Origin of the sequence: Pseudomonas sp. BIGb0278 (genome assembly GCF_024809895.1) — a bacterium.
Lineage (GTDB): Bacteria > Pseudomonadota > Gammaproteobacteria > Pseudomonadales > Pseudomonadaceae > Aquipseudomonas > Aquipseudomonas shirazensis.
The window spans coordinates 178,021-202,941 of record NZ_JANUEL010000005.1 but is presented as its reverse complement, the minus strand read 5'-3'; the positions used below and the strand labels follow the sequence as shown (position 1 = coordinate 202,941).

Sequence of the window (24,921 nt, the reverse complement as noted above, 5' to 3'; positions counted from 1 at the left end):
TGAAATATTTTTTCTGGGAGTGGCTTCAGGGCTGTCGCTCAGCCCCGAACAGGTCTCAAGGCCGGCTGACAACAAGCAACCAGGGGCCAAAATTTTCGACCTTGCCACCATGTGGCCGCAACACGGCGTTCAGCGCCGCCTGGGGTTTGCGCAAGTCATACACACCGGTCACGCGTTTGCTGCCCAGGCTCTGGTCGCGTAACAGCACCTTGCCTGGCAGGTAACGCTCAAGCTCGCCGATCAGCTCGGCTATCGAGACGTCATCGGCAATCAACTGGCCCTTGCGCCAGGCAGCCGCCTGCGACGGCTGGAAGGTGCGGACCTGAACCAACCCGTCCATATAGCGCAGGCGCTCCCCTGCCGTCAGCGCGCTGGACAACACCCGCGCCTGGCTGGCATCAGCGACGCGCACCGAGCCGTGCTCGACCTCGACGTCCACCTGCTGCGGGCGCAGCTCAACATTGAAAGCAGTGCCGGTAACCGTCACCTGCACAGCGTCGGCGCGGACATGAAACGGCCTGGTAGCGTCCGGGGTGACTTTGAAGAAGGCCTGCCCGGCGAGCAGACGCACATCGCGTTGAGTGCCGGCGTACTGGACGGCGATGGCGCTGTCGCTGTCCATCTGCACCACACTGCCATCGGCCAGAGTAATGTCGCGGGTTTCGCCCTGGCCGGTGCGGTAGTCGGCCTGCATGCGCAAGCTGAGCGAAGGCGCCAGCGCCACCAGCAAGCAGGCAGCTACAGCCGCGCCGAGCCAGCGCCGCCGGCGCCGCGTTGGCCGAGCCGCTGGCGGCAGCGAAACGGGATTGCTGGTTACCGGCAGCGGCCACTGGGCGGCGCTGGTCGGCGTCAGTTGAGCGGTCAGGCGCCAGACCCGCTCGGCCTTGCCATAGGCCTCGGCATTGGCCACATCGCTGGCGCACCACTGCGCAAGCTCAGCCCGCAGCTGAATGTCGTCGGGCGCCTGCTGCACACGCAGGAGCCAGTCCAGCGCCTGGTCACGACGGCTGGAAGCGGGGTCTGCTGACGTCATGAGCGGCCAGTCTCCTGTGGATTAGCGGGCGCGAAGGGTCGCATAGAGTCGGCCCGTTGAGCAAAAGACGCGGCAGCACGTGGTTTTTTCACAGATGCTTTCAAAGATCGCCCTCCAGCCGCTCCAGACAATGGCGCAGGGCATCGTGTACCAGCTGATGGACGAGGCTGACCGAGACGTTCAGGTGATTGGCCACCTGCTGCAAGGTGAAGCCGCCGAGGCGATGCATCTCGAACGCCAGACGCGTGCGCTCGGGCAGCTCTTCCAGCGCGCGGCTGATGGCTGCCAGCTCATTCTGCTGGCTGACGGATTGCTCCGGGGAGGCGCTACTCGAGGGTATATCGGCAAGCAGCTCATCGCCGCCGGGCTGGGCCTTTTCGGTGGCATTGCGGCGGGTTTGATCGAGCGCCAGGTTGCGCACGATGCGGTACAGGTAACTGGCTGGATGGCGGATGTCGGCGCTGTCGTCCTGGCGGCTGAAACGCAACCAGGCTTCCTGCACAACATCCTCGGCGCGGGCGCGGCAACCTACGATCGGCGCGGCGTAATCAAGCAACGCCGCCCGGTGGCTCAGGTACAGCTGCAGTTTGTCGTCCGCCACGGGGTGGTATGCCAGCAATGCTCGGGGCGGCGATGTTACCTGTAGTCGAGAATCATTATCAACCGATTCACGCTACCTAGCCCCGCCTTCGCGGCAAATCCGCGAAGGCCTGCAGGCAGTTACAGCCTTACGCTGGCAAACGTCGACTCGTTGCGCGCCTGGCTCAGTGCAGCCAACGGCCCACTGTGCGGCGACAGGGTCATGGCCTGCGGAATTGGCATCATTGCCACCTGCTGGGTGGTGTTGGAGCCGACGCGCTCATCGCGCGGCGGAATGCCGAAGTACTCGCGGTAGCACTTGGAGAAATGCGGCGTGGAAACGAAACCGCACACCGAAGCCACTTCGATGATCGACATCGGCGTCTGCTTGAGCAACTGGCGGGCGCGGATCAGGCGCAGCTTGAGGTAGTAACGCGACGGCGAGCAATGCAGGTACTTCTGGAACAGGCGCTCGAGCTGACGACGCGAGACGGCGACATAGACTGCCAGCTCGTCGAGATCGATCGGCTCTTCGAGGTTGGCTTCCATCAGCGCGACGATCTCTTGCAGCTTCGGCTGGTTGGTGCCGAGCATGTGCTTGAGCGGCACGCGCTGGTGATCCTGTTCGTTGCGGATGCGCTCGTAGACAAACATCTCGGAGATGGCTGCCGACAGTTCACGGCCGTGATCACGGCTGATCAGGTGCAGCATCATGTCCAGCGGCGCGGTGCCACCGGAGCTGGTGAAGCGGTTGCGGTCGAGGGTGAACAGGCGGGTGCTCATGTTGGCCCGCGGGAACGCCTCCTGCATCGACGCCAGGCACTCCCAGTGCACGCTGCAATCAAAGCCGTCGAGCAGGCCGGCACAAGCCAGGGCCCAGCTGCCGGTGCACACCGCACCGAGGCGACGCGACTGACGCGCTTGTGCCTGCAGCCAGGTGACGTGCTCGCGGGTAACCGTGCGCTGAATGCCGACACCGCCGCAGACAATCACCGTATCGATCTGCGGCGCGGCGTGCATGGAGGCATCCGGGGTGATCTGCAAGCCATCGCTGGCCCACACCTGGCCGCCATCGACGGTCAGGGTATGCCAGCGATACAGCTCGCGACCCGACAGTTGGTTGGCCATGCGCAGCGGCTCTACCGCCGACGCCAGAGATATCAGGGTGAAGTTGTCCAGGAGAAGAAATCCGATGGACTGGGGTGCGCTGCGGTTCTGGGTTTGGGTCCCGGAAGTGTACGACGTCATCGCGATTTCTCCTCACTCGAATACAGGGGTGCCTCAGGCGGGCACTGGTTCTTGTCATGGCCCCAGTTCGTCTGCGGGGGCTCTGTTAATAGCACTACCGATTACAACGCAATTGGCATGCCTAAATTGAATGGCCCGCCAACAAAGTCCAAAAACGACCTTGCGCACCAGCGTCCATGGGCTTCTGCTACCGCGACAGTTCTAGCCGCAAGCCCCGCCGTAGGGCTTTTCGTTATCGCCCGTGAGCATTTAAGTAGCAGTGCTGGGAAACATGTCTCTAAACGACATGTAACCTTGTCACCGCTCCAGTATCAGCCTGTTAAACAACTTGTTTGAAAATACAGATGACCGGCGCACCAAAAAGAGGCGCAGTGGTCATTAATGGCAAATTCGAGTTGTGCGAGGTGCGCATTCGGCTGCAAAAAAGGGCCGCATGCGGCCCTTGGGAATCAACGCTGAATCAGCATTCGATGACGCTGACGGCAAGACCTCCGCGGGAGGTCTCCTTGTACTTGTCGTGCATATCGGCGCCGGTATCGCGCATGGTGCGGATTACCTGATCGAGCGAGATGAAGTGCTCGCCATCACCGCGCAAGGCCATCTGCACTGCGTTGATTGCCTTCACTGCGGCAATTGCATTGCGCTCGATGCACGGCACCTGAACCAACCCGCCGACCGGGTCGCAGGTCAGGCCGAGGTTGTGCTCCAGAGCAATTTCGGCGGCGTTTTCCAGTTGCGCCGGAGTTGCCCCAAGCACTTGAGCCAGGCCGGCGGCGGCCATTGCGCAGGCGGAGCCGACTTCACCCTGGCAGCCCACTTCGGCGCCCGAGATCGAGGCGTTCTTCTTGCACAGAATGCCTACCGCAGCTGCAGCCAGCAGGAAATCAACGACGTGGCTTTCATCGACCACGTCGGAGAAGCGCATGAAGTAATGCAGCACCGCCGGGATGATCCCGGCAGCGCCATTGGTAGGCGCGGTGACCATACGCCCGCCGGCGGCGTTTTCTTCGTTGACCGCCAGGGCGAACAGGTTAACCCACTCCATTGCACTGAGGGTCGAGCCGATCACGTTGGGCTTGCCCAGCTCTTGCAGGCTGCGGTGCAGCTTGGCTGCCCGGCGACGCACATTGAGCCCACCAGGCAGGATCCCTTCATGCTTCAAGCCGTTGTTGACGCAGTCCTGCATGGCGCTCCAGAGCTTGATCAGGCCGGCGCGAATCTCTGCCTCGCTGCGCCAAACCTTCTCGTTAGCCAGCATCAATTGCGACACGCTGAGGTCGTTTTGCTTGCACAGCCGGAGCAACTCGGCAGCGCTGTTGAAATCGTACGGCAGCTCGGTCTGATCTGCATCGAGCACACCGCTGGCAGCCTGCTTGGCGTCGACCACAAAGCCGCCGCCAACCGAGTAATAAGTGTCCTGGTGCAGCTCGCCGTGCGCGCCCTCGGCCTTCAAGGTCATGGCGTTGGGGTGGTACGGCAGGTTCTCGTCGAGCAGCAGCATGTCGCGCGCCCAGACAAACTGGACCGGCAGGCGGTTGTCCAGCAACAGGGTATTGGTTTCGCGCAGATCGGCAATACGCGGGACGATCTGGCTTGGGTCAATCGCGTCTGGCCATTCGCCCATCAGGCCCATGATGGTGGCGTGATCGGTGCCATGGCCGATGCCGGTGGCCGACAGCGAGCCATACAAGCGCACCTCGATACGCGTCACTTGTTCAAGCTCGCCGCGCTCACGCAAACCCTCGACGAACAGCGCTGCGGCGCGCATTGGGCCGACAGTGTGCGAGCTGGAAGGCCCTACACCAATCTTGAACAGGTCGAACACGCTGATGGCCATGGTCGGAACACCTCTTGCTGGGCTTGTCTGGCCGCGCCATGTGGCGCGTCTGGCAACTGCTAGGCTGAACCTGCGAGCTGCCGCTATTACCCGCATCATCAGCCTTTTGCGCCGCCACTCGCCGTCTGCAACCGACGTACTTTTGTCAGGCCGCGCCGCGATGTACTGGCGCTGCTACGCCACTGTTCAAGCCGTTTTCGGCTGGGCAAATGCCGCAAAGAGGGGGTGCAGGGGGTGGAAAAATCCATATGCGACATTGCCCGTACTGGATACGACCCATCCTGTACTGGATGCGACTCAGGCAGTAGGCGATTGCCCGGCGCTGGAGGATTATCGAAAGCGACTCGTATTGCACGGCCACGCAACCTGCCCTCTGCAGGCCTGGTCGACCGGACCCTGAGAAGCCCCGGCGACCCACGCGAACCCGAAGAAAAAACTACAGGAGTCCACCTATGAAAGGTTCACCCTCGCTGTTGCTGGTTGCGATGCTCACGGCACCGTTGCTGGCTCAGGCTGCAGAGCCGGAACAGTGTCAGACGGTACGTTTTTCCGATGTCGGCTGGACCGATATCACGGTAACCACGGCGGTTACCAGTGCGGTGCTCGAAGCGCTGGGTTACAAGACCCACACCACCATGATCTCGGTCCCGGTAACCTACAAGTCGCTGGCCGCAGGCAAGGATCTGGATGTATTCCTCGGCAACTGGATGCCGACCATGGAAAACGACATCAAACAGTACCGCGACGCCGGTACCGTCGAGACCGTACGCGCCAACCTGGAAAACGCCAAGTACACCCTGGCAGTGCCACAGGCGCTGTATGACAAGGGCCTGAAAGACTTCGCCGACATTGCCAAATTCAAAGACGAACTGGGCGGCAAGATTTACGGCATCGAGCCTGGCAACGATGGCAACCGCACCATCCAGAGCATGATCGACAAGGATGCCTTCGGCCTCAAGACGGCTGGTTTCAAGATCGTCCAGTCCAGTGAAGCAGGCATGCTGTCGCAGGTCGATCGCTCGCAGAAGCGCGGTGAAGCGGTGGTGTTCCTCGGCTGGGAACCGCACCCGATGAACAAGCGCTTCAAGATGCAGTACCTGACCGGCGGCGACGACTTCTTCGGCCCTGATTTTGGCAAGGCCACCGTGCTGACCAACACCCGCAAGGGCTACACCCAGGAGTGCAGCAACGTTGGCCAGTTGCTGAAGAACCTGTCGTTCTCGCTCAACATGGAAAGCGAGCTGATGGGCAATGTGCTCGACGACAAGATGAAGCCTGATGCCGCGGCCAAGGCGTGGCTGAAAAACAACCCACAAGTGCTCGATACCTGGCTCGCCGGAGTCACCACCGTAGATGGCAAACCAGGGCTGGAGGCAGCCAAGGCCAAGTTGGCGCAATAACCAACACACAACCGGCACTCTCTCGGGGCAGGACCGTGCCTGCCCCGGACTGATTCCAATCTATGCAGGTGGAAGCTCGCTATCATGCTTATTGATCAGAAAATACCTCTGGGGCAGTACATCGCGTCGTTCGTCGAATGGCTGACTCAGAACGGCGCAGATTATTTCGATGCCATCGCTCAAGGCCTGGAGTTCATGATTCACGGGGTGACCAGCGCCCTGACCTGGTTCAACCCACTGGTGCTGATCGCACTGTTTGCCGCGCTGGCGCACTTGATCCAGCGCAAATGGTCGCTGACGGCCTTTGTCGCACTGTCGTTTCTGCTGATTCTCAACCTGGGCTACTGGCAGGAAACCATGGAGACCCTCGCCCAGGTCACCTTCGCCACGGTGGTATGCGTTGCCATCGGCGTGCCGGTGGGCATTCTTGCCGCGCACAAACCGATGTTCTACACCGGCCTGCGCCCGGTACTCGACCTGATGCAGACGGTACCCACCTTCGTCTACCTGATCCCAACCCTGACCCTGTTCGGCCTGGGCGTAGTGCCGGGGCTGATCTCTACCGTGGTGTTTGCGATTGCCGCGCCGATTCGCCTGACCTACCTGGGCATCTGCGACGTACCGCAAGAGCTGCTCGATGCCGGCAAGGCCTTTGGCTGCTCGCGCCGGCAACTGCTGACGCGCATCGAACTGCCACACGCAATGCCGAGCATTGCCGCTGGCGTCACCCAATGCATCATGCTGTCGCTGTCGATGGTGGTGATCGCCGCCCTGGTCGGCGCTGACGGCCTGGGCAAACCTGTGGTCAACGCACTGAACACCGCTGATATCTCCCTGGGCTTCGAAGCAGGCCTGGCGATCGTGCTGCTGGCAATCATGCTCGACCGTATCTGCAAGCAACCTGAAGCTACGGCAAGGAGTGAGGCATGAGCATCATTCGATTCGAAGACGTCGACGTCATCTTCACCAACAAGCCGCGCGAGGCGCTGTCGCTGCTCGACCAGGGCCAGACTCGCGAGCAGATCCTCAAGCAGACCGGCCTGGTGGTCGGCGTCGAAAAGGCCAACCTGGACATCCAGAAAGGCGAAATCTGCGTGCTGATGGGCTTATCCGGTTCGGGCAAGTCGAGCCTGCTGCGCTGCATCAACGGCCTTAACACGGTCAGCCGCGGCAAGCTGTTTGTCGAGCACGAAGGCAAGCACATCGACATCGCCCACTGCACCCCGGCCGAACTGAAGATGATGCGCACCAAGCGCATCGCCATGGTGTTCCAGAAGTTCGCCCTGATGCCGTGGCTGACGGTGCGGGAAAACATCAGTTTTGGCCTAGAGATGCAAGGCAGGCCCGAGAAGGACCGGCGCAAGCTGGTGGACGAGAAGCTCGAGCTGGTTGGCCTGACCCAGTGGCGCAACAAAAAACCTGATGAGCTCTCCGGCGGTATGCAACAGCGTGTCGGCCTGGCCCGCGCCCTGGCCATGGATGCCGACATTCTGCTGATGGACGAACCGTTCTCGGCCCTCGACCCGCTGATCCGCCAAGGCCTGCAGGACGAGCTGCTGGCGCTGCAGAGCAAGCTGAACAAGACCATCGTGTTCGTCAGCCACGACCTCGACGAGGCGCTCAAGCTGGGCAGCCGCATCGCGATCATGAAAGACGGCCGGATCATCCAGTACAGCAAGCCCGAAGAAATCGTGCTGAACCCAGCCGATGAATACGTGCGCACCTTCGTTGCCCACACCAACCCACTCAACGTGCTGTGCGGACGCAGCCTGATGCGCACCCTGGACAAGTGCAAGCGCGTCAATGGCTCAGTGTGTCTGGACCCGAGTGGCGACTCCTGGCTCGACCTGGGCGAAGGCAACTCGTTGACCCGCGCACGCCAGGGCCAGAACGGCATGGACATGCAGAACTGGGCGCCGGGGCAGGATGTGGCGTTGCTCGACCGTCGCCCGACCGTGGTGCACGCCGATATCGGCATGCGCGAAGCGCTGCAGATTCGCTATCAGACCGGCAACAAGCTGGTGTTGCAGGATAACGACAAGGTGGTCGGGATTCTTGGGGATACCGAGCTGTATCACGCGTTGCTCGGCAAAAATCACGGTTGACTGCTATTGGGGCTGCTTCGCAGCCCTTCGCGGGTAAACCCTTCCCACAGGTTTTGCAGCGCCGCCGTGACCCTGTGGGAGCGGGTTTACCCGCGAAGGGCCGCAAAGCGGCCCCAATACAATGGCTCAGCGAACGACGATACCGCGCGCGGCCATGTAAGCCTTGGCCTCGGGCACGGTGTATTCGCCAAAGTGGAAGATACTCGCTGCCAGCACCGCGCTGGCATGCCCTTCCAGAATGCCGTCCGCCAGGTGCTGCAGGTTGCCCACACCACCTGAGGCAATCACCGGAATCCCCAGCGCATCGCTGATAGCCCGGGTCACGCCCAGATCAAAGCCGTTTTTCATGCCGTCCTGATCCATGCTGGTCAGCAGAATCTCACCGGCACCCAGGCCTTCCATCTTCTTCGCCCACTCGACTGCATCGAGCCCGGTCGGCTTGCGCCCGCCGTGGGTGAAAATCTCCCAGCGCGGGGTTTCGCCCGGGCCAGAGACCTTCTTCGCGTCAATGGCGACCACGATGCACTGCGAGCCAAAACGCTGCGCAGCCTCGCCGACGAACTCGGGGTTGAACACCGCCGCGGTATTGATCGAGACCTTGTCGGCACCAGCATTGAGCAGGTTGCGAATATCCTGCACGGTGCGCACGCCACCGCCCACGGTCAGCGGGATGAACACCTGGCTGGCCATGCGCTCGACGGTATGCAAGGTCGTGTCACGGCCATCGACGCTGGCGGTGATGTCGAGAAAGGTAATCTCGTCGGCGCCCTGCTCGTCGTAACGACGGGCGATTTCTACCGGGTCACCGGCATCGCGGATGTTCTCGAACTTGACGCCCTTGACCACCCGGCCGTTGTCCACGTCCAGGCAAGGGATGATGCGCTTGGCCAGTGCCATGGGTTGCTCCTCAGCCTTGGTAGGTGTCGCAGAAGGCCTGGGCCTCGGCGACGTCCAGGGTACCTTCGTAGATCGCCCGGCCAGTGATGGCACCGACGATCCCCGGCGCCTTGGCGTCGAGCAGGGCACGAATGTCACCCAGGTTGTGGATGCCGCCCGAGGCGATCACCGGGATGCGCGTGGCTTCGGCCAGGGCTTTGGTGAAGGGCACGTTGCAGCCCTGCATCATGCCGTCCTTGGCGATGTCGGTGTAGACGATTGCCGACACGCCATCAGCCTCGAAACGCTTGGCCAGGTCGATCACCTGCACCGAGCTGACTTCAGCCCAGCCGTCGGTGGCGACGAATCCGTCCTTGGCGTCCAGGCCAACGATGACCTTGCCCGGAAACGCCTTGCACGCTTCGGCGACGAACTCAGGCTGCTTGACCGCCTTGGTGCCGATGATCACGTAGCTGACGCCAGCCTTGATGTAGTGCTCGATGGTTTCCAGCGAACGGATACCGCCGCCGATCTGGATTGGCAGTTGTGGGTAGCGTTTGGCGATGGCAGTAACCACTTCGCCGTTGACCGGCTGGCCTTCGAAGGCGCCGTTGAGGTCAACCAGGTGCAGGCGGCGGCAGCCACCCTCGACCCATTTGGCGGCCATGCTCACCGGGTCATCGGAGAACACCGTGGAGTCTTCCATGCGGCCCTGACGCAGGCGCACGCAAGCACCGTCCTTGAGATCGATAGCGGGAATAATCAGCATCTTGGCAACCTGTCTAATCGTTGGGGTTCAGGGCTTCTCGAGCGCCCACAGGTCGCTTTCGATGCTCTCGAACCGCTCCTTGAGGTGCAGCTGAACATCGGCAATCGCCCTGTTGTAGTAATACGGAGCCACTTCTCGGGAAAACAGGTCGAGGACCTCGGCCACCTCGAACGACCCCAGTTCAAGCTCGAAGCGGTCTTCAAGAAAGCGCTTGAGCTTGTCCAGGGCCTCGCGCTCCTGTTCGGGGGCGAGGGTCAGGATCGGTGGCTTGGTCCGCGACTTGCTCATTTACCAGCGGCCATCCCAGGCAGCGAAGTTCTGCAGCAACTGCAGGCCATGGGTATGGCTCTTCTCCGGGTGGAACTGCACGGCAAAGCGCGAGCCTTCGGCCAGCGCAGCAGCGAAGTCGACGCCGTAGTGGCCGCGACCGACTACCTGGCCAGGCTTGCCGGCATTGATGTAGTAGCTGTGCACGAAGTAGAAGCGGGCACGGTCTGGGATGTCATGCCAGAGCGGGTGCTCGATGGCATGGCTGACTTCGTTCCAGCCCATGTGCGGCACCTTGAGGTGCTCGCCCTGCTCTTGCAGGTCCTTGCCGAAGAAGCGCACCTGGCCGGGGAACAAGCCGATGCAATCGACGCCGTCGTTTTCTTCGCTGTGCTCGAGCAGCGCTTGCATGCCGACACAGATGCCGAGAAACGGCCGGTCCTGGCTGACTTCACGGACCAGGCTGTCAAAGCCCAGCCGGCGAATCTCGGCCATGCAGTCGCGAATCGCGCCTACACCGGGGAACACCACGCGATCGGCCTCGCGGATCACCGCAGCGTCGCTGGTGACCAGCACCTTGCCGGCGCCAACGTGCTCAAGCGCCTTGGCCACCGAGTGCAGGTTGCCCATGCCATAGTCGATTACGGCTACGGTCTGCATTTACAGGCATCCCTTGGTCGACGGCATTTGCCCGGCCATGCGCTCGTCCTGCTCGACCGCCATGCGCAGGGCACGGCCGAAGGCTTTGAACACGGTCTCGATCTGGTGGTGGGTGTTGTGCCCGCGCAGGTTGTCGATGTGCAGGGTGACCAGCGCATGGTTGACGAAGCCCTGGAAGAACTCCTGGAACAGGTCGACATCGAAGCCCCCGACCGAAGCCCGGGTGTAAGGCACGTGCATCGACAGGCCTGGGCGGCCGGAGAAGTCGATGACCACACGCGACAAGGCTTCATCGAGCGGCACATAGGCGTGACCGTAACGATAGATGCCTTTCTTGTCGCCAACGGCCTTGGCAAACGCCTGGCCGAGGGTGATGCCGACGTCTTCGACGGTGTGGTGATCATCGATATGCAGGTCGCCCTTGCATTCGATGTCCAGATCGATCAGCCCGTGCCGGGCGATCTGGTCGAGCATGTGTTCAAGGAAGGGCACGCCGATATCGAATCGGGCCTTGCCACTGCCATCGAGGTTGATCGAGGCCTTCACCTGGGTTTCCAGGGTATTGCGCTCGACGGAAGCCTTACGTTCGACCATCACCAGCTCCGCAAAATCATTGGGCGAAAAGGTCGACATTATAGGCCTAGAACGCGCCAGCTTGAAACGCGGATGACATATGGCAACTCGCCGGGGCAAATGCAAACGCGGGTAAACCCACTGGCAGCAGGGCTATAAGCGCCCTGCGACAGCGAATTTACCCGCGTTTGATCCGGTTTGGCTGGCATGCAAGCCAGCCAGCGCGGTTGTCAGTGGAACAGTACGGCAGTCTTTTGCAGGGTAATCCAGATACCCCACGCCAGCGGAATCACCACCACGGCCCAGGCCAGCAGCACCAGCGGAAGGCTGCCCGGCGCGGCGTGCCATTCCAGCGAGCGAGCATTGTCGACGCCTTTGTCGTGGCTCAGCGCGCGCTCGGCCGCAAGCTCGGCATCGGTCATGAAGTACTTGTCGGCCACCGGACGCACCAGGGCGTTGCAGATAAAGCCCAGCACCAGCAGGCCGGCGAGGATGTACAAGGTCATGTCGTAGGCCGCCGCACGGGCAACCCCGGCCGCCAGTTGCGACTCGCGCAGATAGGTGATCAGCACCGGGCCGAGCACGCCAGCAGCAGCCCAGGCGGTCAGCAGGCGACCATGGATCGCACCGACCATCTGCGTACCGAACAGGTCAGCCAGATAAGCCGGCACCGTCGCGAAACCACCACCGTACATCGACAGGATGATGCAGAACGCCGCCACGAACAGCGCCACGTTGCCCAGATGGCCCATGTTCGGTACCAGGCTGTAGAGGCCGACGCCGAGGGCGAAGAAGGCAAAGTAGGTGTTCTTGCGGCCAATGTAGTCGGAGAACGAAGCCCAGAAGAACCGCCCACCAATGTTGAACAGGCTGAGCAGGCCGGTGAAGCCGGCGGCGATTGCCGCGATCTGCGCCAGTTGCGCGCTGTTCAGCTCGCTGAAGCTCAGCTCGTTGCCGATCAGCTTGCCGGCGAACACTTCCTGCAGCAGTGGCGAGGCCATGCCGAGGATGCCGATACCGGCTGAAACGTTCAGGCACAGCACCAGCCAAACCAGCGCGAACTGTGGGGTTTTCCAGGCAACGCTGACATGCACGTGACGGTCGGTGACCATCGCGTTGGCTTTTTTCGCCGGCGGCGTCCAGCCCTCAGGCTTCCAGCCGGTTGGCGGTACGCGGTAAGTCAGAGCGCCAGCCGTCATGAACACGAAGTAGATCGCCGCCATGACCACAAAGCTCTGCCACACGCCGACTTCAACCGAGCTGCCGAAATGGCCCATCAGCGCAGTGGCCAGGGGAGCGCCGACCATCGCGCCGCCGCCAAAGCCCATGATCGCCATGCCGGTAGCCATGCCGCGCTTGTCCGGGAACCACTTGATCAGGGTCGACACTGGCGAGATATAGCCCAGGCCCAGACCAATACCACCGATCACCCCCGAGCCGAGCCACATCAGCCACAGCTGGTGGGTCTTGATGCCGATCGCCGAGATCAGCAGGCCACCGCACCAGCACAGCGCCGAAACCAGGCCAGCCTTGCGTGGGCCGGCGTGTTCCAGCCAGCCGCCGAGCACGGCAGCCGAGCAGCCGAGGAAGACGAAGAACAGCGTGTAGATCCAGCTCAGCATCGAGATCGGCCAGTCACACTCGGCGCTGAACATCCGCGCGATGAAGCCCATGTCCGCCGAACAGGCAACCGGTGCGGTGATGCCGATGGCTTGCGACAACGGCAGCCAGAACACCGAGAAACCGTACGCCATGCCGATGCACAGGTGGATTGCCAGCGCTGCTGGGGGCACCAGCCAACGGTTGAAGCCCGGCCGGGCGATGATGCGCTCCTTGGACAGGAAGCCCGGCGCGCGCGCCGCTTCTCCCGCAGTACTGCTGCTCATGGTGTTTCCTCTTGTAAGTAGACGTTGCCTTCGGCTCTTCGGCCTGGTTGGCTGCACGCACGCTGCGATCGGACATTCACGGCATCCGCGACAATCGGTCGCGTAATGCGGCGAAAGCGGCGCAAGGTTAACCAGCTGAAACGCTCAATGGAAGCAATCTGACATCGTTATTTTTTGCCACCTGCGCAAGCCGGCTGAACTGTAGAGTAGCTGGCGGTCAGAAACTGATAAGCCTGAGTAGAACCAGGCTGCGCAACCCGGCGAAACCGATACTTAGGCAGGAAATAACCTATATCTACTGGCGGGTACTCAGGCTAACCAGCCACGGCGCTATACTCTGGCGCTTGAATTTTCATTTCGGACTACAAGGACTCGCCCATGAAAGCGTTCGGCAAAATCCTGGGGCTGGGGCTTCTCGGGTTGCTGCTGATCATCGTGGCACTGGGCTTTGCCCTGACCCACCTCTTCGATCCCAACGACTATAAAGACGAGATTCGCCAGCTGGCACGGGACAAGGCTCATGTCGAGCTGACCCTCAACGGCGACATTGGCTGGAGCCTGTTCCCATGGCTGGGCCTGGAGCTGCATGAAGCCAGCATCGCCACCCTGAACAAACCCACCGAACCGTTTGCCGACCTGCAGATGCTCGGCCTGTCGGTGCGCGTGCTGCCATTGCTGCGCCGTGAAGTGCAGATGAGCGACGTACGCGTCGAGGGCCTCAACCTGAGCCTGGTGCGTGACGAAAACGGCCACGGCAACTGGCAGGACATTGGCAAACCACTGCCGACCCAGGCCAGCACCACGCCTGGCCAGCCTGCGCCGGCGCCGAGCGAACCAAAAGGCAGCGAAGAAAGCGCCAGCGAGCGCTCGGTCAAGCTGGATATCGACAGCCTGACCGTGAACAACGCCCGTGTGCAGTACACCGATGCCAAGACTGGCCAGAGCCTGACCGCCGAGAGCATCCAGCTGAGCACCGGCGCGGTCCACGAAGGAGCGAACATCCCGCTCAAGGCCAGCGCCTTCATCAGCGCCGCGCAACCGAACATCAAGGTGCGCAGCGAGCTGGCCGGCGAACTGCGCTTTGATCGCAAGCTCAAGCGCTACAACCTCGAAGACATGCGTCTGTCCGGCGAAGCCTCGGGCGAGCCGTTTGCCGGCAAGAGCATGACCTTTGCTGCTCAGGGCCAATTGCTGGTCGACATGGCTGCCAATGTCGCGTCCTGGAATGGCCTGAAGGTTTCCGCCAACCAGTTGCGTGCACTGGGTGAGCTGAACGTGCGCGAGCTGGACAAGACGCCGCTGGTCGGCGGCGGTATCTCCATCGCCCAGTTCGACCTGCGCACCTTCCTCGACAGCATTGGCCAGCCATTGCCAGCCACTGCCGACCCGGCCGCCTTCAGCAAACTGGAACTGGTCAGCCGGCTCAGCGCCAGCCCGACCAGCCTGGCTCTGGAAGGCCTGGCAGTGAAACTGGATGACAGCAGCTTCAGTGGCCGCGTAGCGGTTGAAGACTTCGCCAAGCAAGCCCTGCGCATTCAGCTCAAAGGCGACAAGTTCGACGCCGATCGCTACTTCCCGGCCAAAAGCGAGCAGGCCAAGGGCGCCAAGGCGGCGCGTCAGGCCGAGGTCCAGCAGCAGGAAGCAACCGCCGTTGCCGGTGCCGGCAGCTCGCCGCTGCCAAGCGCACCGACCCAGGTTGCCTGGAGCACCGACAAACTGCTGCCGGTCGACCGCCTGCGTGCCCTCGACCTGCAAGCCGACCTGAGCTTTGGCGCACTGACCCTGGACAAACTGCCGATCAACGATGCCCAACTCAAGGCCAGCGGCCAGGGCGGTTTGATTGCTCTGCAAAGCCTGCGCGGCGAGTTGTATAACGGCACCTTTGAAGCAACGGGCAGCGTCGATGTACGCCCGGCCGTGCCGCAGATCGGCATCAACACCAAGATCAACCGGGTCCCGGTCGAGCACTTCATCAAGTCCGACAACCCGGAACAGGCGCCGCCAGTCAAAGGCCTGCTGACCCTGAGCAGCGACCTCACCGCCAGCGGCAACAGCCAGAAAGCGCTGATCGACACCCTCAACGGCAACGCCAACTTCACCATCAACGATGGTGTGCTGGTCAATGCCAACCTTGAACAGCAACTGTGCCAGGCCATCGCCACCCTCAACCGCAAACAGTTGAGCGGCGACCCGCGTGGCAAGGACACTCCATTCCAAGAGCTGCGCGGCAGCCTGGTAGTGCGTAACGGCGTGGCCAGCAACCCTGACCTGAAAGCGCGCATCCCCGGCCTGACCGTCAACGGCCAGGGCGACCTGGACCTGCGCGTGCTCGGTATGGACTACCGCGTTGGCGTGGTGGTCGAAGGTGACCAACGCGCCATGCCGGACCCTGCCTGCCAGGTCAACGAGCGCTTTGTCGGCGTCGAGCTGCCACTGCGCTGCCGTGGCCCGCTGGAACTGGGTGCCAAAGCCTGCCGCCTGGATCAGGACGGCCTGGGCAAGGTCGCCGCCAAGCTGGCCGGCAACCGCCTCAAGGACAAGATCGACGAGAAACTCGATGAGAAGCTGGGCGACAAGGTCAGCCCGGAACTCAAAGACGCGCTCAAGGGGCTGTTCAAACGATGAGCCCCGAGCAATTCTCCGGCGCCGTGCTGGCATGGTATGACCAGCACGGCCGCCACGACCTGCCCTGGCAGCAAGACATCAACCCATACCGGGTGTGGGTCTCGGAAATCATGCTGCAGCAGACCCAGGTCAGCACCGTGCTGAACTACTTCGACCGCTTCATGCAGGCCCTGCCCACCGTGCAGGCCCTGGCCGAAGCGCCGGAAGACGAAGTGCTGCACCTGTGGACCGGGCTCGGTTACTACACCCGCGCCCGCAACCTGCAGAAGGCCGCGCAGATCGTCGTCAGCCAACACGGTGGCGAGTTCCCGCGCAGTGTCGAGCAGCTCACCGAGCTGCCCGGCATTGGCCGCTCCACAGCCGGCGCGATCGCCAGCATCAGCATGGGTATCCGCGCGCCGATCCTCGACGGCAACGTCAAGCGCGTGCTGGCCCGTTTCACCGCCCAGGGCGGTTATCCGGGCGAACCCAAGGTTGCCAACGCCTTGTGGGCGACAGCCGAGCGCTACACCCCACAAGCCCGGGCCAACCACTACACCCAGGCGATGATGGACCTTGGCGCAACCCTGTGTACCCGCAGCAAGCCCAAGTGCCTGATCTGCCCGCTGCAGCGCGGCTGCGAAGCGCACCTGCTCGGCCAGGAAACCCACTACCCCGAGCCCAAGCCACGCAAGGCGCTGCCACAGCGGCGCACGCTGATGCCGATGCTGGCCAACCGCGAGGGCGCCATCCTGCTATACCGGCGCCCGTCTAGCGGCCTGTGGGGCGGTTTGTGGAGCCTGCCTGAGCTGGATGACCTCAAGCAGCTCGATGACCTTGCCTATCAGCACGGCCTGCGCCTGAACGGCACACAGGCGCTGGACGGCCTTACCCACACCTTCAGCCATTTCCAGTTGGCCATCGAGCCCTGGCTGGTGCGCGTCGACCCACTGGGCACGCACGTGGCCGAGCCTGACTGGCTCTGGTATAACCTCGCCACCCCGCCGCGCCTGGGCCTCGCCGCCCCGGTCAAGAAGCTGCTGAAACGCGCGGCCGACGAATTGATTGCAGGAGAGCCGCAATGACCCGCACCGTGAACTGCCGCAAATACCACCAGGAACTGCCCGGCCTCGAGCGCCCACCGTACCCGGGTGCCAAGGGCCAGGACATCTTCGATAACATCTCCCAGCAAGCCTGGGGTGATTGGCTCAAGCACCAGACCCTGCTGATCAACGAGAAGCGCCTGAACATGATGAACGCCGAGGACCGCAAATTCCTCCAGGTGGAGATGGACAAGTACTTCTCCGGCGAGGACTACGCCAAGGCCGAAGGCTACGTTCCGCCTAGCGAATGACCCCGTAAAAGCGTAAGCGACGGAATTAATTTAAAAAAATTTCAAAAAGTCGTTGACGCAAACCTGAAAAAGTCTTTTAATGCGCCCCGTTGCCCAGATAGCTCAGTCGGTAGAGCAGAGGATTGAAAATCCTCGTGTCGGCGGTTCGACTCCGTCTCTGGGCACCAAAACACTAAAACCCTGAATCGAAAGATTCAGGGTTTTTTTATGCCTGGGATTTAATCAGCAGGCCGCAGAGCATGTGTGGCCCCGTGCTATCATCCGCGCCGAATCTGCCCTCCCTGAGCAGATAGCCCCCAAGGACGATGGTTGAGCATGGACTGCCTCCCAAGACACGCAATGTCTCAGCCCGTTTTTCACACTCGAAAATCGGAAGCGCTATGACATCCCCAAGCGAACTCATGAACAAGGTCAACCGCAAGACGCTGCACATGGTGCTGCTGACCATGGCGACCGGCGGCCTGTACCTGCTGCTGTGGCTGTACAAGACCAATCAGCACCTGCGTGAAGCCACCGGCCAAGAGGCGTGCAGTGAGACCTACATTATCTGGATGTTTGTCTGCACGGGCCTGAGCGGCCTGTTCATCAACGATGAGCAACTGGCCTTGGAAGTTGCAGCCGGCTTGCTGAGCATTGCTACCCTTGTGCTGCAAATCGTCTGGGCATTCAATGCCCGACGCATACTGCTGGCCTTCGCCCACGCCAACAACCAGATCCACTTCCGCATGAACGGCTTCAACACCTTCGTGCTCAACCTGTACTACATCAACTACTGCATCAACGAGTTGGGCGAGACTGACCAACGCCAGCAGCCCGTATACAGCCAGGCCATGCAGCCTTGACCAGCCAGTAACAGCGTATCCGCTGCGCCCGTCTGCCTGCCAGCCGTGGCGCAACGCACGCGTCGTTGACCAGTATCAAAAAGCCATTGGCGCAATATCCTTAGCATGATCGGTGGACACTCGAACCGACCCGCAAGGATTTCCATGAGCGACGAATCCACCCCGCTTCTCCCCCCCGCCCCTGCTGCCGACACCAGCGCCACCCTCAGCGCAAGCGCCACACCGGCCCCGCGCAGCCGTCGCCCACGCCAGCGCAAGCCGGCCGCCAAGGTCAGCGCCGAACCGGCGATTCTCAGCATCAGCCAGCAGCCCGCCGCGCTGCAGGTGGCCAGCGCACGCAAAGGCAGCAACGAGGACAGCACCTCGGCGCGCCTGCCCGCCAGCTACCCGTACCGCACCCGGCTGCGCCGCAACGAATACGAGAAGGCCAAGACCGAGCTGCAGATCGAGCTGCTCAAGGTGCAGAGCTGGGCCAAGGACACCGGCCAGCGCATTGTGGTGCTGTTCGAGGGCCGTGACGCGGCCGGCAAGGGTGGCACCATCAAACGCTTCATGGAGCATCTGAACCCGCGTGGCGCGCGCATCGTGGCGCTGGAGAAGCCTTCCGAGCAGGAACAGGGCCAGTGGTATTTCCAGCGTTACATCCAGCACCTGCCGACCGCCGGGGAAATGGTCTTCTTCGACCGCTCCTGGTACAACCGCGCCGGGGTCGAGCGGGTCATGGACTTCTGCACCCCGATGCAATACCTGGAGTTCATGCGCCAGGCGCCAGACCTTGAGCGGATGCTCACCAACAGCGGCATCCTGCTGTTCAAGTACTGGTTCTCGGTCAACCGCGAAGAGCAGCTACGCCGTTTCGTCTCGCGCCGGGACGACCCGCTCAAGCACTGGAAGCTGTCGCCGATCGATATCAAGTCGCTGGACAAGTGGGACGACTACACCGGCGCCAAAGAGGCGATGTTCTTCCATACCGACACCGGCGATGCGCCGTGGACGGTGATCAAGTCGGATGACAAGAAGCGCGCGCGGATCAACTGCATCCGCCACTTCCTGCATTCGCTGGAGTACCCCGGCAAGGACCTGCGCGTGGCCCATGCGCCCGACCCGCTGCTGGTCGGCCGGGCATCGCGTGGCTTTGAAGAAGATGAGGCGCCGGCGGCCTGATCGCGACGCGTGCCTCTTGGGTTTGTCGGGCAAGTGCGATTCAATACGCGCACTTTTGCCCCTCCAAGGATTTCAGGCCCCATGGCTTCCAACACCAAGCAGCAAAAACGCGCCAAGCGCGCCGCCAGCAAAGCCAAGCAAAACCGCATGGTGCGCAGCGGCCAGGCAGTCAAGGCGAGCGCCGGTGACAGCGCCAGCGTCGAGCAGATCTTCAACAAGGCGCTGGAGTCGGACAGCTACAGCGAGCTGTTCAGCAAGATGAAAGCCGCTCAGGAAACCGGCCTGGTGGCAATGATCGCGGTGTTCCTGGTCGACCCACTGCTGACCCTGGTGCTCAAAGGCCACAAGGAAGAGCACGCCACCGACTACATCGTGCTGGTGTTCACCGCCTACCGCACCTGGCTGGACGGCGCCGACGAAGAAACCACCATGGCCTGGCTGGAGAGCGACGAGTTCCAGGAAGCCTACGTAGCGGCCTCCGAAGTGGTGGCCAAGCAGCAGCTGCAACAGAAGCAGTTCGGCTAACTCTGCCTCAGCGGCCCCTGCAGGAGCGGCCTTGTGTCGCGAAAGGGCTGCGCAGCGGCCCCGGATTCTCAGCTTCGCCGCCGAAATTGCCGGGCCCGCTACTCGGGCCTTTCGCGACACAAGGCCGCTCCTACACCGGCAGCGTTGCGACATTAAAAAAGGCCGCGCCCTGAACCAGAGCGCGGCCTTTTTGCATTCAGCTCAACGAGCCGGCAGATCAGTTACTCAGCACAACCCGCCCAGCTGCCACGGCGGCCTTGCGCTTGCGCTGCACCAGCAGGCCGGCAGCGACCACAGCCAGGCTCAGCAGCGCGGTGGCGATGATCTCGATGCGGTGGTCTGGACGAATCGCCATCACCACCAGCACGGCGACGATAAAGGCGATGGTCACCCAGGTCAGGCCCGGGAACAGCCACATCTTGAACTCGATCTTCTCGCCGCGTGCTTCACGCTGGCTGCGCATGCGCAGTTGCGACACGGCGATCACCAGGTACACCAGCAAGGCGATCGCGCCGGAGCTGGCCAGCAGGAACTCGAACACCTGCGCTGGCGCGACGAAGTTGGCAAATACGCAGAGGAACGCCGCAGCGGTCGACAGCAGCACTGCCCAGTGCGGCGTACCCGCCTTGGTGGTGCGCTGGGCAACGGCCGGCGCATCGCCACGCTTGCTCAGCGAGAACAGCATGCGCGAGGAGGTGTACAGCGCCGAGTTGAGGCAGCTGGTCACGGCGATCAGGACGACGATGTCGACGATCAGCTTGGCATTCGGCACGCCGATCATGCTCAGCACGGTCTGGTACGAACCGGTGGCCGCCAGGGCTGGGTCGTTCCACGGCACCAGGGCCACGACCAGGAAGATCGACACCAGGTAGAACAGGCAGATCCGCCAGATCACCGAGTTGGTAGCCTTGCTGATCTGTTTGCCCGGGTCTTTCGATTCGGCGGCGGCGATGGTGACGATTTCAGTACCCATGAACGAGAACATGGTGGTCAGCATGGCTGCCAGCACTGCGCCGAGGCCGTTGGGCATGAAGCCCTGGGTGTCGAACAGGTGGCTGACGCCGCTGACCTGGCTGCCCGGCACCATACCGAACATGGCCGCGCAACCGACCACGATGAAGCCGATGATCGCCAGCACCTTGAGCAGCGCGAACCAGAACTCGAACTCGCCGTAGTTCTTCACACTGAACAGGTTGGTAACGGTCAGCGCCAGAGTGATCAACAGCGAGAACGCCCACAGATCAACCGCGGGGAACCAGGCATTGAGGATCGCAGCCGCGGCGTTGGCTTCGAGCGGGATCACCAGCACCCAGAACCACCAGTACAGCCAGCCGATGGTGAAGCCGGCCCAGTGGCCGATCGAGCGATCAGCGTAAGTCGAGAACGAACCAGTGTCGGGCGAGGCGATCGCCATTTCGCCAAGCATACGCATCACCAGCACCACCAGGGTACCGGCTGCCGCGTAGGCCAACAGCACAGCAGGGCCGGCCGCCGCAATGGCGTGGCCGGAGCCAACGAACAGCCCCGCGCCGATCACACCGGCGATGGACAACATGGTGACGTGACGCGATTTGAGCCCCTGAGCGAGGTCATTGGAATTGTGCTTACCGCTCATAAAACTACCTTTGTAAGGAGGTGGACTACCTGAATGACTGGCCAGCGCACCCGGGATTTAGGTAGGCGTCGCTGCATTCTGGAAATCTCCTGTGGCAATTACCGCGCCATCTCCGTGCTTGGCTCATCAGCGCCAGGCCCGATATCAATCCCGGCGGGGCCTGCAGGGCATCTGGCCAAGGCTTGACCGAATGCACATCAAATCGGCTTGTGCCGAGCAGATTACTGAAATACCCACTTACAAATGCACCAAAGGTGCTCCTTGGTAACACCCGCGCACAAAATCGAAGCGCCCAGGTGCAACCGTCAGCGCAACCTCCATTCAAGCGAAAAAGAGGGCAGCAGCCACTACGGCTAAAAACGGCTTCCCAGTGCGGTACAAAACTGGCACCATCGCGCCTTTTTTCATCAAGGCTCTGGTGCTGGGCACAAGGCCGGCGGACATCCTCGCGACGTTGCACTGCAACGATGCGACAAACTGCCCCGCCAGCGACCTGAGCCCCTTGCGACCCCGTTGGCTGTCAATGAGCCGCTATGCTAGCGTGGCGCTCGCCAGGAAGGCCGCCAACAGCTGGGAACGCACCCGAACCGAAGAGGACCGCACATGGCCCAGGCCACGCCCGCGCTGGAAATCCGCAATCTGCACAAGCGCTATGGCCCCCAGGAAATTCTCAAGGGCATTTCCCTGACCGCGCGCGATGGTGACGTGATCTCGATCCTCGGATCGTCCGGTTCCGGCAAGTCCACCCTGCTGCGTTGCATCAACCTGCTGGAAAACCCGCATCAAGGGCAGATCCTCCTGGCCGGTGAAGAGCTCAAGCTCAAGGCCGCCAAGAACGGCGACCTGATCCCGTCGGACAACCGCCAGATCAACCGCCTGCGCAGCGAAATCGGTTTCGTCTTCCAGAATTTCAACCTGTGGCCGCACATGTCGATCCTCGACAACATCATCGAGGCGCCGCGCCGCGTGCTTGGCCAGAGCAAGGCCGAAGCCACTGAACATGCCGAAGCGCTGCTGAACAAAGTCGGTATCTTCGACAAACGCCACAGCTATCCCGCCCAGCTTTCCGGTGGCCAGCAACAGCGTGCTGCCATTGCCCGTACCCTGGCCATGAAGCCCAAGGTGATCCTGTTCGACGAGCCAACTTCGGCGCTCGATCCGGAAATGGTCCAGGAAGTGCTTAACGTTATCCGCGCATTGGCCGACGAAGGCCGTACCATGCTGCTGGTAACTCACGAGATGAACTTTGCCCGCCAGGTGTCCAGTGAAGTGGTTTTCCTGCACCAGGGCCTGGTTGAAGAGCAAGGAACGCCGCAGCAGGTCTTCGAAAACCCGAACTCGGCGCGTTGCAAGCAATTCATGTCCAGCCACCGCTAACGGAGCAATACATGCAGACCTACAAGAAGTTTCTCCTGGCCGCTGCCGCCACTTTGGTGTTCTCGGCCAATGCCCTGGCCGCAGACAAACTGCGCATGGGTATCGAAGCGGCCTACCCGCCGTTCAACAACAAGGATGCCAGCGGTAACGTGGTCGGCTTCGACAAAGACATCGGCGACGCCCTGTGCGCCAAGATGAAAGTCGACTGCTCGGTCGTCACCTCCGACTGGGACGGCATCATCCCCGCCCTGAACGCGAAGAAGTTCGACTTCCTGGTGTCGTCGCTGTCGATCACCGACGAGCGCAAGCAAGCGGTTGAATTCACCGACCCGTACTACTCGAACAAGCTGCAGTTCATCGCGCCGAAAAACGTCGACTTCAAGACCGACAAGGCCTCGCTCAAGGGCAAGATCATCGGCACCCAGCGCGCGACCCTGGCCGGCACCTGGCTGGAAGACAACTACGGTAGCGACGTGCAGATCAAACTGTACGACACCCAGGAAAACGCCTACCTCGACCTGATCTCGGGCCGCGTCGACGCCATCCTCGCCGACAAGTACGTGCAGTACGAGTGGCTCAAATCCAACGACGGCAAAGCCTATGAGTTCAAAGGCGAGCCGGTGATGGACAGCGACAAGATCGGCATTGCCGTGCGCAAGGGTGACGACAAGTTGCGCGACCAGCTCAACGCTGCCCTGAAAGAAATCAAAGCCGACGGTACGTACAAGAAGATCAACGACAAGTACTTCCCGTTCAGCATCGAATGATTCGCCCGACCGGCACGCCCTCGCGGCGTGTCGGTCCCTAGAACGCACCTAATCAATGAATATTGACCTGCACGGATTCGGTCCGGCCTTGATGGCTGGCACCCTGATGACGGTAAAACTGGCGCTCTGCGCCTTGCTGCTGGGGCTGATCCTGGGCCTGCTCGGCGCCCTTGCCAAGACTTCTGCCCTCAAGCCACTGCAATGGCTTGGCGGCTTCTATTCGACCCTGGTGCGCGGGATTCCCGAGCTGCTGTGGGTATTGCTGATCTATTTCGGCACCGTCGGCCTGGTCAACAGCCTCGGCGACGCCCTGAACATGCCCGGCCTTGAGCTGAGCGCATTTGCCGCCGGCGTGATCGCGCTGGGCCTGTGCTTTGGCGCCTACGCCACCGAAGTGTTCCGCGGCGCGATCCTGGCGATCCCCAAGGGCCACCGCGAAGCCGGGCTGGCCCTGGGCCTGTCCAAAGGCCGCATCCTCTCGCGGATCATCCTGCCGCAGATGTGGCGCATTGCCCTGCCGGGCCTGGGCAACCTGTTCATGATTCTGATGAAGGACACCGCGCTGGTGTCGGTGATCGGCCTTGAAGAAATCATGCGCCACTCGCAGATCGCCGTGACCGTGAGCAAGGAGCCGTTCACCTTCTACATGGTTGCCGCATGCATCTACCTGAGCCTCACCGTAGTGGCGATGGCCGGCATGTACTTCCTGGAAAAACGCGCCGCTCGCGGCTTCGTGAGGGCTGAATAATGAACTGGGAAGTCATCATCAAATGGCTGCCACGCCTCGCCCAGGGCGCGACCCTGACCCTGGAGCTGGTGGCCATCGCCGTAATCGCCGGTTTGATCCTGGCGATCCCGCTGGGCGTCGCCCGCGCCTCGCGCCACTGGTACGTGCGCGCCCTGCCCTACGGCTACATCTTCTTCTTCCGCGGCACGCCGCTACTGGTGCAGCTGTTTCTGGTGTATTACGGCCTCGCCCAGTTCGAAGCCGTGCGCAACAGTGTGCTGTGGCCGTACCTGCGCGATCCGTTCTGGTGCACCGTGCTGACCATGACCCTGCACACCGCCGCCTACATCGCCGAGATCCTGCGTGGCGCGCTGCAGGCCATCCCCAAGGGTGAAATCGAAGCAGCGCGAGCGCTGGGCATGTCCCGCGGCAAAACCCTGTTCTACATCATGCTGCCACGCGCCTCGCGCATCGGCCTGCCGGCCTACAGCAACGAAGTGATCCTGATGCTCAAGGCCAGCGCCCTGGCCAGCACCGTGACCCTGCTCGAACTCACCGGCATGGCCCGCACGATCATCGCCCGCACCTACCTACCGGTTGAGATCTTCTTCGCGGCCGGTTTGTTCTACCTGGTCATCTCGTTCCTCCTGGTGCAAGGCTTCAAGCTGCTGGAGCGCTGGTTGCGGGTGGACGCCTGCCAAGGGCGCTAAGGC

24 protein-coding genes and 1 tRNA gene are annotated in these 24,921 nt (G+C 62.1%); 14 read left to right on the top strand and 11 right to left on the bottom strand.

Annotation, left to right across the window (positions count from 1 at the left end; genetic code table 11):
* Positions 1–55 precede the first annotated feature (55 nt).
* The 4 genes from M2396_RS18065 to M2396_RS18050 form a co-directional block, all read right to left on the bottom strand.
* Positions 56–1,033: a FecR domain-containing protein gene (locus tag M2396_RS18065; protein WP_259076797.1), complete on the bottom strand. Its 978-nt coding sequence runs from the start codon at positions 1,031–1,033 to the stop codon at positions 56–58.
* Positions 1,034–1,133: 100 nt separating this feature from the next.
* A complete protein-coding gene (locus tag M2396_RS18060) occupies positions 1,134–1,634 on the bottom strand; it encodes a sigma-70 family RNA polymerase sigma factor (protein WP_181089912.1) in 501 nt (166 codons plus the stop codon).
* Positions 1,635–1,753: 119 nt separating this feature from the next.
* On the bottom strand, positions 1,754–2,860 hold the full coding sequence (locus M2396_RS18055; RefSeq protein ID WP_101322493.1) for a GlxA family transcriptional regulator: 1,107 nt from the start codon (positions 2,858–2,860) through the stop codon (positions 1,754–1,756).
* A gap of 460 nt (positions 2,861–3,320) precedes the next feature.
* Positions 3,321–4,697 carry an L-serine ammonia-lyase gene (locus tag M2396_RS18050; RefSeq protein WP_259076793.1) on the bottom strand — a complete coding sequence of 459 codons (1,377 nt, stop codon included), beginning with the start codon at positions 4,695–4,697 and terminating at the stop codon, positions 3,321–3,323.
* A gap of 452 nt (positions 4,698–5,149) precedes the next feature.
* Between M2396_RS18050 and M2396_RS18045 the strand changes: the two genes are divergently transcribed.
* From M2396_RS18045 to choV, 3 genes are all read left to right on the top strand, one after another.
* Complete coding sequence (locus M2396_RS18045) at positions 5,150–6,097, top strand: choline ABC transporter substrate-binding protein (RefSeq protein ID WP_101322495.1); 948 nt, start codon at positions 5,150–5,152, stop codon at positions 6,095–6,097.
* An 81-nt stretch (positions 6,098–6,178) separates the two neighbouring features.
* Complete coding sequence (gene choW, locus M2396_RS18040) at positions 6,179–7,027, top strand: choline ABC transporter permease subunit (protein WP_178080849.1); 849 nt, start codon at positions 6,179–6,181, stop codon at positions 7,025–7,027.
* On the top strand, positions 7,024–8,202 hold the full coding sequence (gene choV, locus M2396_RS18035) for a choline ABC transporter ATP-binding protein (protein WP_101322497.1): 1,179 nt from the start codon (positions 7,024–7,026) through the stop codon (positions 8,200–8,202). The genes choW and choV overlap by 4 nt, the downstream gene beginning before the upstream one ends.
* Before the next feature lie 126 nt (positions 8,203–8,328).
* On the opposite strand, the gene hisF is transcribed toward choV, so the two are convergent.
* The 6 genes from hisF to M2396_RS18005 all read right to left on the bottom strand — a co-directional run bounded on the left by hisF (position 8,329) and on the right by M2396_RS18005 (position 13,233).
* The gene (gene hisF, locus M2396_RS18030; protein WP_101322498.1) at positions 8,329–9,099 is read right to left on the bottom strand and encodes an imidazole glycerol phosphate synthase subunit HisF; all 771 of its coding nucleotides are present in this window, start codon (positions 9,097–9,099) and stop codon (positions 8,329–8,331) included.
* Between the two features lie 10 nt (positions 9,100–9,109).
* Positions 9,110–9,847 carry a 1-(5-phosphoribosyl)-5-[(5-phosphoribosylamino)methylideneamino]imidazole-4-carboxamide isomerase gene (gene hisA / locus M2396_RS18025; protein WP_101322499.1) on the bottom strand — a complete coding sequence of 246 codons (738 nt, stop codon included), beginning with the start codon at positions 9,845–9,847 and terminating at the stop codon, positions 9,110–9,112.
* A gap of 27 nt (positions 9,848–9,874) precedes the next feature.
* The gene (locus M2396_RS18020; RefSeq protein WP_101322500.1) at positions 9,875–10,135 is read right to left on the bottom strand and encodes a DUF2164 domain-containing protein; all 261 of its coding nucleotides are present in this window, start codon (positions 10,133–10,135) and stop codon (positions 9,875–9,877) included.
* On the bottom strand, positions 10,136–10,774 hold the full coding sequence (gene hisH, locus M2396_RS18015) for an imidazole glycerol phosphate synthase subunit HisH (RefSeq protein WP_101322501.1): 639 nt from the start codon (positions 10,772–10,774) through the stop codon (positions 10,136–10,138). It lies immediately after the preceding gene.
* On the bottom strand, positions 10,775–11,368 hold the full coding sequence (gene hisB, locus M2396_RS18010) for an imidazoleglycerol-phosphate dehydratase HisB (protein WP_101323128.1): 594 nt from the start codon (positions 11,366–11,368) through the stop codon (positions 10,775–10,777).
* Between the two features lie 209 nt (positions 11,369–11,577).
* Positions 11,578–13,233 (bottom strand): OFA family MFS transporter, encoded by a 1,656-nt coding sequence (locus M2396_RS18005; protein ID WP_101322502.1) that lies wholly within the window; start codon positions 13,231–13,233, stop codon positions 11,578–11,580.
* 378 nt (positions 13,234–13,611) lie between these two features.
* On the opposite strand from M2396_RS18005, the gene M2396_RS18000 reads away from it, so the two are divergent.
* The 7 genes from M2396_RS18000 to M2396_RS17970 all read left to right on the top strand — a co-directional run bounded on the left by M2396_RS18000 (position 13,612) and on the right by M2396_RS17970 (position 19,722).
* Positions 13,612–15,858 (top strand): AsmA family protein, encoded by a 2,247-nt coding sequence (locus M2396_RS18000; protein WP_150572807.1) that lies wholly within the window; start codon positions 13,612–13,614, stop codon positions 15,856–15,858.
* Complete coding sequence (gene mutY / locus M2396_RS17995) at positions 15,855–16,922, top strand: A/G-specific adenine glycosylase (RefSeq protein ID WP_181108065.1); 1,068 nt, start codon at positions 15,855–15,857, stop codon at positions 16,920–16,922. Before M2396_RS18000 ends, mutY begins: the two co-directional genes overlap by 4 nt.
* A complete protein-coding gene (locus M2396_RS17990; protein WP_101322505.1) occupies positions 16,919–17,191 on the top strand; it encodes an oxidative damage protection protein in 273 nt (90 codons plus the stop codon). The genes mutY and M2396_RS17990 overlap by 4 nt, the downstream gene beginning before the upstream one ends.
* A gap of 91 nt (positions 17,192–17,282) precedes the next feature.
* A tRNA-Phe gene (locus M2396_RS17985) sits at positions 17,283–17,358 on the top strand.
* 213 nt (positions 17,359–17,571) lie between these two features.
* A complete protein-coding gene (locus M2396_RS17980; RefSeq protein WP_259076788.1) occupies positions 17,572–18,033 on the top strand; it encodes a DUF4234 domain-containing protein in 462 nt (153 codons plus the stop codon).
* Positions 18,034–18,177: 144 nt separating this feature from the next.
* The gene (ppk2, locus tag M2396_RS17975; RefSeq protein WP_259076786.1) at positions 18,178–19,197 is read left to right on the top strand and encodes a polyphosphate kinase 2; all 1,020 of its coding nucleotides are present in this window, start codon (positions 18,178–18,180) and stop codon (positions 19,195–19,197) included.
* Positions 19,198–19,278: 81 nt separating this feature from the next.
* Positions 19,279–19,722 (top strand): hypothetical protein, encoded by a 444-nt coding sequence (locus M2396_RS17970; protein WP_101322508.1) that lies wholly within the window; start codon positions 19,279–19,281, stop codon positions 19,720–19,722.
* 217 nt (positions 19,723–19,939) lie between these two features.
* Here M2396_RS17970 and gabP read toward each other — a convergent pair whose 3' ends face one another.
* A complete protein-coding gene (gabP, locus tag M2396_RS17965; RefSeq protein WP_101322509.1) occupies positions 19,940–21,337 on the bottom strand; it encodes a GABA permease in 1,398 nt (465 codons plus the stop codon).
* A gap of 603 nt (positions 21,338–21,940) precedes the next feature.
* Between gabP and M2396_RS17960 the strand changes: the two genes are divergently transcribed.
* Genes M2396_RS17960 through M2396_RS17945 form a run of 4 tightly spaced genes read left to right on the top strand, consistent with a single transcriptional unit; the run spans position 21,941 to position 24,918 of the window.
* Positions 21,941–22,714: an ABC transporter ATP-binding protein gene (locus M2396_RS17960; RefSeq protein ID WP_259076783.1), complete on the top strand. Its 774-nt coding sequence runs from the start codon at positions 21,941–21,943 to the stop codon at positions 22,712–22,714.
* 11 nt (positions 22,715–22,725) lie between these two features.
* Complete coding sequence (locus tag M2396_RS17955) at positions 22,726–23,481, top strand: ABC transporter substrate-binding protein (RefSeq protein ID WP_101322511.1); 756 nt, start codon at positions 22,726–22,728, stop codon at positions 23,479–23,481.
* A gap of 55 nt (positions 23,482–23,536) precedes the next feature.
* Positions 23,537–24,229: an ABC transporter permease gene (locus M2396_RS17950; RefSeq protein ID WP_101322512.1), complete on the top strand. Its 693-nt coding sequence runs from the start codon at positions 23,537–23,539 to the stop codon at positions 24,227–24,229.
* The gene (locus M2396_RS17945; protein ID WP_101322513.1) at positions 24,229–24,918 is read left to right on the top strand and encodes an ABC transporter permease; all 690 of its coding nucleotides are present in this window, start codon (positions 24,229–24,231) and stop codon (positions 24,916–24,918) included. Before M2396_RS17950 ends, M2396_RS17945 begins: the two co-directional genes overlap by 1 nt.
* The last annotated feature ends 3 nt before the right edge of the window (positions 24,919–24,921 follow it).